Origin of the sequence: Siphonobacter sp. SORGH_AS_0500, from assembly GCF_031453245.1 — a bacterium.
In the GTDB taxonomy this organism is placed as follows: Bacteria; Bacteroidota; Bacteroidia; order Cytophagales; family Spirosomataceae; genus Siphonobacter.
Genome location: NZ_JAVIYT010000001.1, coordinates 4721845 through 4736410 on the forward strand (window position 1 = coordinate 4721845; position 14566 = coordinate 4736410).

16 protein-coding genes are annotated in these 14566 nt (G+C 43.7%); 10 read left to right on the forward strand and 6 right to left on the reverse strand.

Annotated elements, in window-relative coordinates:
- Positions 1-82 precede the first annotated feature (82 nt).
- Entirely contained in the window at positions 83-997 is a 915-nt protein-coding gene (locus QE357_RS19780; RefSeq protein WP_309711104.1) for a DUF72 domain-containing protein, read from the reverse strand.
- A gap of 47 nt (positions 998-1044) precedes the next feature.
- A complete protein-coding gene (locus QE357_RS19785; protein ID WP_307141507.1) occupies positions 1045-1497 on the reverse strand; it encodes a regulatory protein RecX in 453 nt (150 codons plus the stop codon).
- Between the two features lie 95 nt (positions 1498-1592).
- Here QE357_RS19785 and QE357_RS19790 point away from each other — a divergent pair, with 95 nt between their 5' ends.
- Positions 1593-2795, forward strand: coding sequence for an MFS transporter (locus QE357_RS19790; RefSeq protein WP_309711109.1), 1203 nt, complete (start codon positions 1593-1595; stop codon positions 2793-2795).
- 125 nt (positions 2796-2920) lie between these two features.
- Here QE357_RS19790 and QE357_RS19795 read toward each other — a convergent pair whose 3' ends face one another.
- Positions 2921-3394: a PA2169 family four-helix-bundle protein gene (locus tag QE357_RS19795; protein WP_309711112.1), complete on the reverse strand. Its 474-nt coding sequence runs from the start codon at positions 3392-3394 to the stop codon at positions 2921-2923.
- Positions 3395-3580: 186 nt separating this feature from the next.
- On the opposite strand from QE357_RS19795, the gene QE357_RS19800 reads away from it, so the two are divergent.
- Positions 3581-4393 carry a transglutaminase family protein gene (locus QE357_RS19800; RefSeq protein ID WP_106637007.1) on the forward strand — a complete coding sequence of 271 codons (813 nt, stop codon included), beginning with the start codon at positions 3581-3583 and terminating at the stop codon, positions 4391-4393.
- A gap of 153 nt (positions 4394-4546) precedes the next feature.
- A complete protein-coding gene (locus QE357_RS19805; RefSeq protein ID WP_106637008.1) occupies positions 4547-5038 on the forward strand; it encodes a hypothetical protein in 492 nt (163 codons plus the stop codon).
- Positions 5039-5272: 234 nt separating this feature from the next.
- On the opposite strand, the gene QE357_RS19810 is transcribed toward QE357_RS19805, so the two are convergent.
- Positions 5273-5644 carry a response regulator gene (locus tag QE357_RS19810; protein WP_106637009.1) on the reverse strand — a complete coding sequence of 124 codons (372 nt, stop codon included), beginning with the start codon at positions 5642-5644 and terminating at the stop codon, positions 5273-5275.
- Positions 5645-6069: 425 nt separating this feature from the next.
- Here QE357_RS19810 and QE357_RS19815 point away from each other — a divergent pair, with 425 nt between their 5' ends.
- The 3 genes from QE357_RS19815 to QE357_RS19825 all read left to right on the forward strand — a co-directional run bounded on the left by QE357_RS19815 (position 6070) and on the right by QE357_RS19825 (position 7472).
- Positions 6070-6384 (forward strand): YtxH domain-containing protein, encoded by a 315-nt coding sequence (locus QE357_RS19815; RefSeq protein ID WP_106637010.1) that lies wholly within the window; start codon positions 6070-6072, stop codon positions 6382-6384.
- A 144-nt stretch (positions 6385-6528) separates the two neighbouring features.
- Positions 6529-6894: a phage holin family protein gene (locus QE357_RS19820; RefSeq protein WP_106637011.1), complete on the forward strand. Its 366-nt coding sequence runs from the start codon at positions 6529-6531 to the stop codon at positions 6892-6894.
- A gap of 35 nt (positions 6895-6929) precedes the next feature.
- Positions 6930-7472: a hypothetical protein gene (locus QE357_RS19825; protein WP_309711124.1), complete on the forward strand. Its 543-nt coding sequence runs from the start codon at positions 6930-6932 to the stop codon at positions 7470-7472.
- Positions 7473-7509: 37 nt separating this feature from the next.
- On the opposite strand, the gene QE357_RS19830 is transcribed toward QE357_RS19825, so the two are convergent.
- Both QE357_RS19830 and QE357_RS19835 read right to left on the reverse strand, forming a co-directional pair.
- A complete protein-coding gene (locus QE357_RS19830; RefSeq protein ID WP_106637014.1) occupies positions 7510-7950 on the reverse strand; it encodes a response regulator in 441 nt (146 codons plus the stop codon).
- Between the two features lie 27 nt (positions 7951-7977).
- On the reverse strand, positions 7978-9432 hold the full coding sequence (locus tag QE357_RS19835; protein WP_309711127.1) for a CHASE3 domain-containing protein: 1455 nt from the start codon (positions 9430-9432) through the stop codon (positions 7978-7980).
- A gap of 285 nt (positions 9433-9717) precedes the next feature.
- Between QE357_RS19835 and rpoN the strand changes: the two genes are divergently transcribed.
- The 4 genes from rpoN to QE357_RS19855 all read left to right on the forward strand — a co-directional run bounded on the left by rpoN (position 9718) and on the right by QE357_RS19855 (position 14537).
- Positions 9718-11181, forward strand: coding sequence for an RNA polymerase factor sigma-54 (gene rpoN / locus QE357_RS19840; RefSeq protein WP_309711130.1), 1464 nt, complete (start codon positions 9718-9720; stop codon positions 11179-11181).
- Positions 11182-11287: 106 nt separating this feature from the next.
- Positions 11288-12790, forward strand: coding sequence for a sigma-54 dependent transcriptional regulator (locus QE357_RS19845; protein ID WP_309711133.1), 1503 nt, complete (start codon positions 11288-11290; stop codon positions 12788-12790).
- A 74-nt stretch (positions 12791-12864) separates the two neighbouring features.
- The gene (locus tag QE357_RS19850; RefSeq protein ID WP_309711137.1) at positions 12865-14019 is read left to right on the forward strand and encodes an ATP-binding protein; all 1155 of its coding nucleotides are present in this window, start codon (positions 12865-12867) and stop codon (positions 14017-14019) included.
- Between the two features lie 56 nt (positions 14020-14075).
- Entirely contained in the window at positions 14076-14537 is a 462-nt protein-coding gene (locus tag QE357_RS19855; RefSeq protein WP_106637020.1) for a response regulator, read from the forward strand.
- Positions 14538-14566: the final 29 nt, after the last annotated feature.

Consider the following 14566-nt stretch of genomic DNA (forward strand, 5'->3'; position numbering starts at 1 on the left):
TAAATATCAATAAAATAGCCAAGCCTTTTAGTATATAGCTAGGTAAGTACCAATAAACTTATTCAACGGTCTTGTTTTAGCACTAAAACAGCTCCATTTGGTCAACTTTAGGCAGAAACCGAGGTGGCTTTATATCCGTCTTTAAGTGCGTATTGAACTGTTCCACCCAATAGGCAGCCAATTCAGGAGCACATTCACTTTGACCGCAGTGAATAAAGGCGTATACTTCCTCTAACCCAGCTTCTTTCCAGGTTTTCAATCGTTCAATCCAGGCATCCGTTCGGCTGTAATCGGTGGGATGTAACTCATTACCCACAAAACGTAACACCGCTTTAGGAATCGTCAGACTTTGGTGCAAAACATCCCGCCGGCCAGAAACATCCGTAATGACCAGAGCGTGGCCCGCTTCAGCCACCACTTCGCAGGTACGAGCCCAGATTCGGGGCTGATTGAACCAGTCCGCATGCCTGAACTCGATGGCAATGGATAGCCCGGAAGGGATCTGTTTGAAAAACTCTACCAGCCCTTTTCCCTTCTGAGGCGTATACGCCGGGCCCATCTGTAAGAAAGGAATCCCTAGGTGCTCGCCCAGCTTCAGGATTTGCTGGCAAAAGTAAGCCGTGGCCTCCTCGGCGTTTAAGAGCTCTTTCTCATGACTGATGACCTGCGGGAATTTAGGACAATACGTAAAGCCCGGCGTAGCCGCCTTCTTCCAGCGTTCAATCGTCTCATCACTTGGAATCTGATAATGCGTTGTATTGAGTTCGATGGTATTGAACTGCTCGGTATAGTGTGGCAGGGCTTCTTTTTCTTTTAATCCAAAGGGATAAATTTTACCAAACCAACTCTTTTCATGCCAAACCGGACAACCTACATAGGCCCGAAATTCGTTCGGCGTTGGGGCTGCTTCTAAAACCTGGGTTGTCACCGGATGATCCGGTGGAAGCTGAAAGTTTATCTGATCTATTTTTTCGGGTGAAACCTTACCAAAATCCATCTTTAACGTGCGTTTTGAGGCCTAATGCATTAAAAACTCCGAGCCACTTATTCCCAGTCTTCGCCAAGAATTTTCCAGACTAAACCGGACTCGTAGCCTTTCCCCAGAGCAAAGCGAACCAGCTTCTGCTTGCGAACGCGGGGATCCTCATCTTTCAGGGAAGCGTCCTTCTTTTTCAACAGATTTTTTAAAGACTCCAGGTACTGCTCCTCATCAATTTGCTCTAATCCCGTTTTTCGATCTTCGCTATCGAGACCTTTCCGACGCATTTCCTGTTCAATCTTCAAACGTCCCCACTGCCGGGTTCTAAATTTTCCCCGGGCAAACGACTGGGCATAACGTTCCTGACTCAAATATCCATCCTCGATGAGCCGCCCGATGATTTCTTCGGAGTCGTCTTCTGATACATCCCAGCTCTTGAGCTTCTGTTTGACATCCTGCACGGTACGTTCCTGGTAGGCACAAAAGTGAGCCGCCTGGAGTAAAGCATCTTTATTCATGACTGGTTAGTTATGGACTGGTTTTCAAAAATAACGTCCCGACAAGAACAGACCTCCGGGAATGATTATCTTTATCGCTCTTTCCCCCTTTGATCATGATCATTCAGTTATATCGCTCAGCCTACAGTGGCCTCTCGCGATCGGTGTGGTTACTGGCAGCCGTTATGTTTATTAACCGCTGCGGCACCATGGTAATTCCTTTTTTGGGAGTTTATTTAACGGAATCCCTGCATTTAAGCATTGATAAGTCCGGCGTCGTCATGGCTCTTTTTGGCGTAGGCTCCATCGTTGGAACCCTCGTGGGCGGACGCTTAACCGACCGACTGGGAGCCTATAACGTCATGTGGATGAGTTTGGGCCTGGGTGGCCTGATGTTCATTGTTGTGGGTCAGCTTCAATCCTTCGAAGCTCTTTGTCTGGGTACTTTCGTTCTGGGCAGCGTAGCCGAAGCGTTCCGCCCCGCCGTGACGGCTTCAGTAGCATTATATAGTAGACCCGAAAACCGAACGCGTTCGTATTCATTAAATCGTCTGGCCTTAAATCTGGGCTGGTCAGTAGGACCGGCGGTGGGTGGGTGGCTGGCTTCGGTTAATTACTCACTTTTATTCTGGGTAGACGGCTGCACCTGCATCGCCGCGGCTATTCTCCTCCGGTTGATCTTACCTAAAACTTCCCGTTCTTCCGAAGAAGTCACCGAACAATCCAGCCCTACCGACTCGGCTTACCGGGATTATAAATACTTGGTTTTCATGATTTTTGTGACCTTGTTTGCCATCAGCTTTTTCCAGTTATTTTCCACTGTTCCGCTGTACTATAAACAGGTGTATCATTTACCCGAAGACCAGATCGGTACCTTAATGGCCCTGAATGGAATCCTGATTGTGTGTATTGAAATGGTGCTGGTTCATAAACTCGAAAATCGGTACCCTTCTCTACACTTGATGGCTATGGGAAGTATACTAGTGGCTTGCTCCTACTTTATTTTCAATGTCACCTTTGGCGTCTGGTGGTTAGTTATTGCGATGATAACGGCCACTTTTGCTGAAATGTTGGCCATGCCTTTTATGAATACCTATGCTTTACAACGGGCAAAACCCCACAATCGTGGCCAATACACGGCTATCTATACTGCCTCTTGGTCCATCGCTCAGATTTCGGCTCCGCTAATCGGAACGCAGTTCATTAGCCGGATGGGTTTTACTATGGTTTGGTGGCTGATGGTAACCTTCTGCGTCATGGCCGCCTGCGGTTTTTGGGCGATTTATTATAAAACAGGACGAATTGAAAAACTTTCCTGAAAATAATCGCATTATTTTTCAAAGGTGAAACTTTACCATATCTCCCGCCGTTTTACTTACAACTTGGCAAAAATGAAAAAGACACGCTCTTCAGGAACGTGTCTTTTTTTCATTTATAAGCGTTTTTATTCTGAATGCAATTCCGTTGCTTTTTCGTGTTTTTCAATGAAGTCCCGAAGCCTCTGCACAGCATTTTTCAATTCCCCGTAATGTTTGAGTAATAGGGTTTGTACGCTATCCTCACTGAGTTGTATCTGGTCGCATTCCTGTGCATACTTGGCAAGATTTGCTTCTTCTGCACATAATAAAGCTTTTAAGATAGCCTTGGTATCGTGTCCTGAAAGTTTAGAGCGGAAGTCAATCCAAAGGTTGTGCAAATCGCCGGAAAGAGTGCTTTGTTCTTCCCACTCCAGTCCCAGTTGCTCCAGTAACTGATGAATTTCTGACATCATTTCCGCCGACTCCTGCTCGCAGTGGCTAAACAATTCCTTAAAATGGGGTTCTTTAATTTCATCCTGAGCGTTTCGGTATTGCTCAAGTCGATCACTACAAACAGCATATAAAAAATTCAATATCTGTCTTTGTTCATTCGAATCCATGCGTGTGGGAAGTTAAGAAATTATAAAATCTGCATTTTCAGCCTGGAATTAGAGCATTTTGAGCAACACATCCCCATTTATTTGAAAATTTAGTGCCACCTATTTCTTATTTTTACCCAAAAGCCTAGTCTGAAAAACTGGCTTAGCTTTTTCAAGGTTATCTCCTCTGATTAACACCACCCCTATATGCTTATTGAAGCTAGTTGTCAAATTGAACTGGAAGCTCTCTATCTGGTTCCAGCTGTTTTTATGCTACGTCCTCGCAGTGGCGTAGGCCAGTTTGTGCTTAAAGAAGAATACATCGTAGACCCGCTTGTTCCCATTACCGAATACACTGATTCATACGGTAATCTTTGCCAGCGACTGATGATTCCTCCCGGACCTTTTCGACTTGAATCAAGAGTCACTGCCGACTGTGCCGATCAGATTGACATTCATATGAATGCCGACTGGGTTCCTGTGTCTAATGTTCCCGATGAGGTCATGCAGTTTCTGCTTCAAAGTCGCTACTGTGAAGCAGATAAACTAGGCTGGCTGGCAGCCGATATTACTAAAGGTTACTCCTTGGGGTATGCTCAGGTAGAAGCCATTCGTCAGTGGATACATCAGAATGTCCGCTATGAATATGGCGTTACGAACGCCTCAACCTCTGCCGTGGATATTACTAAGACACGTGTGGGCGTCTGCCGGGATTTTGCTCACTTGGGCATTGCTCTCTGCCGGAGTCTCAATATTCCGGCCCGAATGGTGGTGGGTTATCTGTATAAACTTGATCCCATGGACTTACACGCCTGGTTTGAAGCCTATGTGGGAGATCGCTGGTATACCTTCGACGCCACGCAATCGGAGCCTAAAGGCAATCGATTAGCTGTAGCGTACGGACGTGATGCTGCCGATGTAGCATTTGCTTCTTATTTTGGAGGGGTAAATTTCCGCAGTTTACAGGTCGATGTACAGGCCGTACAGCCTTCTGCCCTTACGCATTCCGCTTCCTCTTAAGCAAAATTGACAGAGCAATGTAGAATTAATTACACACTCCTTTTATCTATAATCTTTCGTTAAAGCGTACACGGCCCTACTGACCTTTGCTGTACGCTTTTTTTATTTAAGTAAGTAGTTTAACGTATCTCCCTTATTTCTACTTATTTAATCATGAAAAAATCCTTCATTTACCTCAGCTCAGTTTTGTTATTGAGCACTTCATTCATCGCCTGCTCTCAGAAAGACAAACACAAAGTAGCTGACGATGCCCAGAAAGCTCAGGATAAAATTGAAAATGCTGCCGACAAAGCTGCTGAGAAAACTAAAGAGGCTTACGATGATATTGCTTCAGATGTTCGCCAGGAGACAAAAGAGGGCAAAGAAGATCTCGAAGCAGAGCGTACGGAACTAAAAGTAAAACTTCAGGATCAAAAGTCGGCGTTGCAGAATGAAATTGACCGAATTGATGGAAAAATTAAAGTAGCTCAGGCAAAAGAGAAAGTTCGCTGGCAGGAACGTAAGGCTAAGCTGGAATTAGAACGTGATAAACTAGATGTTTCTCTGAAAGAACTAAAGTTAAAAGTTCAATCGGATTGGCAGGAATTTAAACGCAAAACTGATCGCACGATAGAAGAAACCAAAGAAAGCATCGATCATAAGTAAATGTACTTAGTGTAGAAAAATAATCCCCATCACCTCATTTTGGGGTATAGATTCACCGATGAAAGTCAGCGTACGAATAAAGAGCAATGCAGATTCTAGTATTGCTCCTTATTCGTACAACGATTGTATCATTTTTAGTAGAAAAAATGCTAACGATGTCCTGTATTCGTAAAAATAAATAAAGCTCAGACTAGATGCCCGAGCTTCGTATCAATAATCAAGTGATAGGTTGTATTAGTCTAAAACAGATTCTACTAGTCTAAAACTAAGTGGCTTTTCCAGGAAAGCGTCTGCTCCTGAGGCTAATGCCTTTTCGCGAAGATTACTCATCGCACTAATCATTACAATCCGACTGCCAGGATATAGTCGACGCCAGCTAGGCAAAGCATCAAGCCCCGTACCATCAGGAAGGTTGTTATCAAGAAAAACAACGTCTGGATTTACGCTCATTAGTTGTTCATAACCACTACGAAGGTTGTTAGCATAACTTACGTCGGCTTTTTTTCTTTGCAGAAAGCTGCCTAACAACATACATAAGTCTTCTTCATCATCTACGATTAAAACCTTCATATTGTTACCATATATACTCTGAAGATACGTGGGCATATCTCGTATAAGTTAAAACATAGGAAATATCCTAAGTCATCCGTGTTACTTGTTAGTTATTATTTTAATTCTTAATAGGACGTGATTAAAAAAGATTGGGCAAACCCGGTGGATTTGCCCAATGCCGATCTTCCACCTAACCTAAAACACCTGTACGGTGCGGTATCCGGGAAGTATTTTTAAAATAATATACCAAAGCAATTCTGTGTGAAAAATTCCCCAATCTGCTCCATTTTGTTCTTAATTCGTTTCTAAGATGACGAAATGGGGATTCAGGAATCACCATTATAAATATCTTCCTTTATTAATAAAAGCGTTTTTATACCTATTTTCAAAGTATTTATCCCTATATTGTCTTGCGGTGGCACGGGTGTTTCATTTATCAACACGAATCAAAAGTTTCACAAATTAAACAGGAGGATATCATGTCAAATAATGGAAAAATCTTTTTGGGAATTGTAACTGCAGCCGCAGCTGGTGCCGTTATCGGTCTGTTATTCGCTCCCGATAAAGGAACTGATACACGTGGAAAAGTAAAAAAACAAGTAAACGATATTGCCGATGAAATTCTGAAAGCTATTCAGAAAGGCAAAATTTCTTTAGACGACCTGAAAACCCAGGCTACTTCTAAAGCTGAAGATCTGAAAGACAAAGCTCGTTCTAAATTCGATGAATTACAGAGCAAAGCTGAAGATACAGCTGATGTAGCTAAGAAAAAAGTAAACGAACAATTGAGCTAATTACCGATCGGTTCGTCTATGTACAAACGGGGAACTCAGATTTGGGTTCCCCGTTTGTTCTTCACCACGCGATTTGAAGTGATTCTCCTTTATTAAAATGATTCTTTTGAACCAAAATCTATCTGTTTCACCCGCATTTAATCTATGGAATCTCTGAAAGATATACGTGAATCTGCTGAGGATTTATTTGGACGTATTACTGAATATATTGAAGCACGCTGGAATATGGCAGTGCTTCAGACCGCCGACAAAACAGCAGATATTGTTTCTTCTCTAGCTGCAATAATCATTTTATCGGTTTTCGGTGGAATGGTTGTCCTTTTTGGAAGTATTGCTTTGGCCTGGTGGATTGGCGAAAGTACGGGTAGCGTGGCCGCAGGGTTTGGTCTGGTAGCGTTGGGCTATGCCCTGATTACACTTGTATTATTTATGATTCGGGATAAGTTTATTAAAATCCCTATCCTTAATACCTTCATCAAACGCTTTTATTATAAGCCTGAAGAAAAATAATAGTTAGACAAACGATAGTCCTTACTCAGCTTATTATGGAAAGAAAAATTGAAAATTTATCAGATTTGCAGGCGGAAAGAGCTCGGCTGAAGAATCAGCTTGAAGTGTCCAAGGTACAGATCAAACGTCAATTTGACGGCATCAAAGACGATATCAATCCAGCCCGGCAAGTCATCAACACGGTTTCTGGTCTTATGGCCAAGCCTGAAAATAATCTGTTTAGTAACGGCATTGGCCGAGGTATAGATCTCGCCTTGCAGTTTACTCCCCTGGGAAGAGCCGCCTGGCCGCTTCGGATGTTAGTGCCTTTTGCGGTTAAACGGGTAACGACGAACTTTCTGAATTCAAATGGTCCTCAGGTTCTGGAGAAGTCACTTATATGGGTAAAGAATGTTACGGACGAAAGACCAGCCTTTCCCGCTAAGATTAGCCTGAAACCTGAAAAAAGCTTAAAGGAAAAGTTCTTCAGTTGGCTCAAAGATGTGACGGAAGACCATGACCCGGAACCTAAAGAAGCCATAGTTATTGAGACACTCCCTCTGACTTCGCCTGATCTGAACATTCGCACGCCGCTTTAATTAGCAAGAAAGCCAATTCTTCCCCGAATTGGCTTTTTTATTTACCGGGTACGGAAGCTATATTCAACCAGAACTGCCCGAAGCTCTTTACGATCTGAAGTAACTGATCAAAAGAAATAGGCTTGGTAATGTAGCAGTTAGCTCCTGATTCGTAGGTTTTCAGAATATCCCGCTCTGAATTGGACGTAGTCAATACAACCACAGGAATTGCTTTTAAGTCCGGATTCTGTTTAATTTCAGTTAATGCCTCCCAGCCGTCCTTACGCGGCATATTTAAATCGAGAAAAATAATGCCGGGTCTGGGAAAGCGTCCACGATCTGCATAAGCTCCTTCATTGTGAAGAAACTGCATGAGCTCTACCCCATCTGCTACAAAGAAGATGTCGTTTACAAGCAGGCTGTCGCGAAACGCAGTTTTAATCAGGAAACGATCATCTTCGTCATCATCGGCAACCAATATAGGAATTTGAGTATTCATATTTTGCACAAAAAGCCTTCACTTTATTCAATAGGTTCGCTCATTCTTTCCCGTGACCAAGACTGGATTTACTAATTCCTGACTGGTGGTTTCCATAGGAAAATAAATAGTAAAGATAGCACCTTCTCCGGGTTTTCCCTCGGCAAAGATATACCCTTCGTGGTTTGTAACCACCCGGCGACAAATAGCCAGGCCTATACCAGTACCGCCATAGGCTGTCTTGGCGTGCAGTCGCTGAAAGATGATAAAAATCTTTTCGGCATATTCGGGTTCAAAGCCAATACCATTGTCACTAATCCGAATGCGATGATACGATTGCTCTTTTTTGAGATCCGTATCGATGTTAGGAATCTCCTGGCCTGTTACCTGTTTGTAACTAATTCTTACTCGAGGGTTAATGCCCGTTTGTTGAAATTTAAGAGCGTTACTCAACAAATTCAGAAACAATTGCCGAATCTGTGTAGGATAAACCAGCAGCGTGGGTAAGGCATCACAGTCAATCTGAGCATTTTTTTCTGAAATCATCAGTGATAAATCCGCCTTGACCTCTTCCAACAAGCTGCTCAGATTAACGACCTGAGCGGTATCCGTCCGACTTACCATTCGCGAGTAGGTTAGTAAATCGTTAATCAGCCCCTGCATGCGTTCGGCAGCATTGGAAATTTTGTCAAGCATCGTTTGCCCATCTTCAGACAAACTGTCTTTCTGACGAATCAGTAACCGATCAGCAAACGCTCTTATTTTACGTAAAGGTTCCTGTAAGTCATGCGAAGCGATATAAGCAAACTGTTCCAGCTCGGCGTTTGAGCGGTTTAACGCTTCTATCTTTTTTTCCAGATCTTTCTGGGTGGCACGACGGCGTCTTAATTCTATGTTCAGCATTCCTGCCGAAATGATTAATAACAAAACGGCTAATAGAGCCAGAATCAGCAAGTAAGCTGGTGCTAAACTAAACTCCCGTTGCCGGGCCTTAAGCCGGCTTTGCAGAAGCTTACTTTCTTCCTGCTGTATTTCCAGAATGACCTTCTGCATGGCATCCATGATGGCCTTACCTTTCAGAACATTAGCATCCAGATTCTGCTTTTTCACGGTGGGTTGCAGCCGAATGTTTTCATCCATCGTCAGCCATTTGTCCCGGCTTAAATTTTCAAAAATAGCCAAACGCCTCATCTGATGGGCGTTGTCTATTACTAGATTGGCCATCCGTCTAAGCGAAAGGTTATACTCCCGACGGGCCTTCTTATACGTTTTTAAAAACGTTTCGCTGGCGGTAATCATGTATCCCCGATTACTGGATTCTGCTTCCTTCATGTGAGCCAGTAATTGCTCACTTTCATTAATAGTTTTATAGGTATGCTCTACGCGTTCGCTAAACCAGGCCGTTGATTTCACCTGATCCAGTCCCAGATAAGTTAATAGAATTAAAATAGCAATTGCGGAAGCTGCGGCAATGTTAAGTAACCAGATGCTAGATGACTTCATCTATAAAAAGGGCAAAACCTAGTGGTAAATTTTCTACAACATGGGGAAATAGGAGGAGGGGATTTGAAGCAGTTACTGTTCCCTGAAAACTTCCGTTAATGAAAGTTAAATCAAGCCTAAAATTTAAATAATTGTATAAACCGCTTGATTATCAACAAAAAAAGTATGCTAAGTCCTCTAATTTCGTATCGAATATGCAACATAACTTTCAAAATGAAATACATGGCTTGACTTTATGATAAGGTAAAGTACTTCAGTTACCGCCTTAATGATCCAAGCCACTCTATGAGCACGTCTGTTAATTTATCACAAAGCCAAAAACAAACGCTACGGGTCGCCCCTCAGCAGATACAGTTCCTGAATTTCCTTCAGCTTTCTACCCTGGAACTCGAACAGCACCTTCGTAATGAGCTGGAAGAGAACCCTCTGTTGGAAGAAGGAGCTAATGAAAATGAATCTACCGACGAAATGGAGATGTCTGATAGTCACGACGATTCTTCGTCAGATTATGAGACGCCGACCAATGTTGAAGATTATCGGGACTGGGATGAATTTTCGAATGATGATATTCCTGAATATAAAACACGCTTAAGCCAAGACCCTAACGCTGAAGATGACCTCTACTCTACTCCCATTGTTGAACAGGAAACCTGGCGGGAAGTAATCAAGGAACAGATTCGGTGGATGAACCTACAGGATCGTCAGCGTGGCATTGCCGATTTCATTATCGATTCACTCGATGACGACGGTTTTCTGCGTAGCGATGCCGATTCTCTGGCCGATGACTATTCATTCGGGCATGGAATTTTTGTGGATGGTTCAGAAGTGGAAGAAGTACTTGCGGCCATTCACGATGAACTCGAACCTGCTGGTTTGGCAGCTCGGGATTTACGTGAATGTTTATTATTACAACTCGAAAGCCGTCGAGCTACACCAGCTTCCTTACGGGCCGTTGAAATCGTTACTAACTGCTTTACTGAGCTTTCAAATCGTAACTTTGAAAAGATTTGTAAAAGCCTGGAAATTGATGAAGACGAGTTACGCCTGGCTCTAGCTGAAATTGGTAAGTTAAATCCGAAACCTATTGTAGGCGGAAATAACGATTCCATGGTCATTAAAAGAGGTATCATTCCTGATTATGTACTTCACTATGATGATTATGGAAGAATCGAGGTAGCACTTAATCGCGGCAACTGGCCTGATATTCGCGTAAATAGTTCTATCATTGGGTTAGTGGACACCAGCCGTGAACGCGGTGCTGCTACTTACCTAAAAAATAAATTGCAATCAGCTCAGTGGCTGGTTGATGCCATTCGTCAGCGGGAGAACACGATGCATCGAGCCATGCGGGTTCTGGTTCAGCTACAGCGTCCTTACTTTGAAACAGGGGATGTGCGTTTGCTTAAGCCTATGATTCTCAAAGACGTAGCCGATTGCATTGGTATGGATATTTCGACCATTTCCCGGGTTACCTCCGGTAAATATGCTCAGACTCCTTTCGGACTTATTCACCTGAAAGATCTGTTCACAGAAGGTATCCGTACTGAGAACGGAACGGAAGTATCCAACAAGGCCATCCAACAGGCTCTGGTCGAACATATCTCCTGTGAAGACAAACGTAATCCTTTCAATGACTTTGATTTGATGCGATTATTGGCTACCCAGGGTTATTTGATTTCACGGCGTACGGTTGCCAAATACCGCGACCAGCTTGGTATTCAATCGGCCCAGTTCCGGCGTGGCGTATAACAGGTCAGCCTTGTTTTGGAAAGCAATAGTATTAACGATAAACACATAAGTCCTCCTTTAAGGAATATGAGGACTTCTTTTTAAGTGAGGGCAATGGCAGGTTTTTATGCAGAGAATATTAGTAATTGACGACGATACGGACATTTGTCTGCTTCTACGGCGATTCTTGGGGCGTAACGGCTTCGAGGTCGCCATTGCTCATAATGGAACCTCTGGTCTTGAAACACTAACTGATTTTAAACCCGATCTAGTCATGACCGACTTTCGCCTCGGCGATATGGATGGGGGTGAGTTATTGGTTCGCATTAAAGAGCAGTTTCCCAGGGTTCCTGTAATCATCATTACCGGTTACTCAGATATTAAGATTGCCGTTAATGTAATGAAACAGGGTGCATACGATTACGTAACGAAGCCTCTGTTTCCCGATGAAATTTTAGTAACCATTCGTAAGGCCCTTGAGCAAAGTGCAGCTGGCACGCTGGCTCCGCCTCCTTCGGCGACGAATGATTCGGGAGCTCCAACCCAGGCACCTGCCAAACGGCCTTCAGGCTCAGAGCAATACATCTTCGGAAATGGTGCTGAATCCAAATATCTTTATCGTCAGGTTGATTTAGTAGCACCGACTAATTATAGCGTAATCATTTACGGAGAAAGCGGCTCAGGAAAAGAAGCCGTTGCTCAGGAGATTCATAAACGCAGTAAACGTTCCGGTGGTCCCTTTGTCGCAATGGACTGTGGAGCGATCTCTAAAGAGCTGGCAGGGTCCGAGCTTTTTGGGCACGAAAAGGGAGCCTTTACGGGTGCCTTAAATCAGAAAATTGGACACTTTGAACAAGCTCACGGTGGGACTCTCTTTCTGGATGAAGTAGGTAACTTGCCTTACGACGTTCAAGTTTCTTTATTGCGGGTAGTGCAGGAGCGGAAGCTTCGCCGATTGGGCGGCACCAAAGAAACACCGATTGATGTTCGCATCATTGTTGCTTCCAACGAACGTCTGATTGAATCTGCGAAAAAAGGAAAATTCCGAGAAGACCTTTACTATCGTTTCAATGAGTTTAGTATCGACGTGCCGCCCCTACGGGAACGACCCGCTGATATTATGACCTTTGCCGATTATTTCCTTCAGGCAACCAATGGTGAATTGGGTAAGCAAGTGCGTGGATTTGCCGAAGACGTTGTGGATTTGTTCATGCGTTACGAGTGGCCGGGTAACTTACGCGAAATGCGAAATGTGATCAAACGGGCTACGTTATTAACCGATAGCGAAGCTATTCAATCTCGCGACCTGCCTTTTGAAATTGTCCATTTCAATAAGCTGCAATCCATGGATAACTCGGCCCCGATGCCCACGTATGTACCAGAGCAACCTCAGGTCATTCCCGTTATTCCAACTCAGCCTTATTATACAGAACCTCCCATTGCCATTGCTACGCCCGATGCCAACAAAGGCGAAAAGCCCAACCTGCGTTCGGCAGCACTGGAAGCGGAATATGACATGATTCTCAAGACGCTCAAACAGGTAAACTTCAATAAAAGCAAAGCCGCTCAACTTCTGGGTATTGACCGGAAAACGCTTTATAACAAAATGAAGAATTACCATTTATCTTAAGTTCTTACGGCTCATCATGCTCTTTTTAGGGTATGATGAGCCGTAACTATTTCTAAACTTCTGCCCTTTTTACTATGTCTCAGCTTTATGATAGTACTTCTTACCTTCGGGAAGCTGAATCTTTATTACAATTTGGTACGTTCGATTGGGAGATAGGCCAAAGTTATATCCACTGGTCCAGGGGCTTATATGATGTTTTTAACATCCCAACTCATGACGAAGAGGTACTAAATTTTGACTGGTACATTCAGCAAATTTTGGAGCCTGATCGTCAACATACCTATGAGCTTATTCAAGAAGCCATTGATAATCAGACTTCCTTCAGAGCTCAATATCGCGTAACGAATTACGAAGGAAAAGAACTTGTTTTGCTTTCACAGGGCCGTACGCAGGTTCATCCCGTTACCGGGAAATTACATTTAGTAGGAATCACAGCCGATTTGACGGCTAAAGTTCAGTATCAGCAAGAGCTGGAAAATAAAATGCAGGCACTAGACCAGTCTAATTTTGAGCTGGAACAATTTGCCTACATTGCTTCGCATGACTTACAGGAGCCTCTGCGAAAAATTACTTCATTCGGGGAGCGTATCAATAGCAAATACCGGGAAAATTTAGGCGACGAAGGTGCTCATTACCTAACCCGGATGCTTGGGGCTACCCAACGCATGAAGCTTTTGATTGATAGCCTGTTGAGCTACTCCCGGGCTTCCCGTCCCGAAGAGCCTTTTACACCCGTTCAGCTTCAGGATGTAGTGAAGAATGTACTGAGTGATTTTGAGCTGCGTATTGCCGAAACTCAGGCAAGCGTCAGCATCGGGTCCTTACCAACCATTCTGGCCTTACCCACTCAGATGCACCAGCTATTCCAGAATCTGATTGGTAATGCCCTGAAGTTTAATAGTCCCGAACGTTCTTTAACCATTACCATTAACTCCCTACCCGCTTCGCGTCAAGAAATTGCCGAAGCCCGTTTACCAGTGGGTCAGAATTTCCACAAGCTTACCATTGCCGATAACGGCATAGGCTTTGAATCGAAGTATTCGGAACAGATTTTTACACTTTTCAAGCGATTACATGGCCGCTCAGAATATGAAGGAGCAGGAATGGGCCTAGCCATTTGCAAACGAATTGTGGAGAATCATGGGGGGGCTATTTACGCCACCAGCCAAAGCGGACAGGGAACAACCTTCGTACTCCTACTTCCTGAGCAGCAAGTTACTGTCATTTAACAGGAAGAAAATAGTGTATACAGACGACACGTATTCTTCTTTAGAATAAAAGTGTTATGGAAACGATTAGTAAGAAGAAGCCGGTCGTGATTCTTATCGCTGATGACGATGAAGAAGACCGGGAGATGACTCAGGAAGCACTAGAAGAAAACTTTATACTCAATGAAATTCATTTTGTAGAAGATGGTCTGGAGTTGCTCGATTACTTATTAAGACGAGGGAAGTACGAGAATCCGAAATTAAGCCCCAGACCGGGCCTAATTTTGCTGGATTTGAATATGCCCCGAATGGATGGACGCGAAGCTCTGAAGCATATCAAATCTCATCCCGACCTTCGTAGGATTCCAGTGATCATTCTCACGACTTCTCATGCAGAAGAAGATATTTTAAGAAGTTACGACCTGGGTGTTAACTGCTTTATTACTAAGCCTGTTACCTTCCGGGACTTTATTGAAGTTACTAAATCGCTTGGCAAGTACTGGTTTGAAATTGTTCAGATACCTGTAACTTCCGATTAATCTATTTCACCACCAAATGCTCTCTGGCG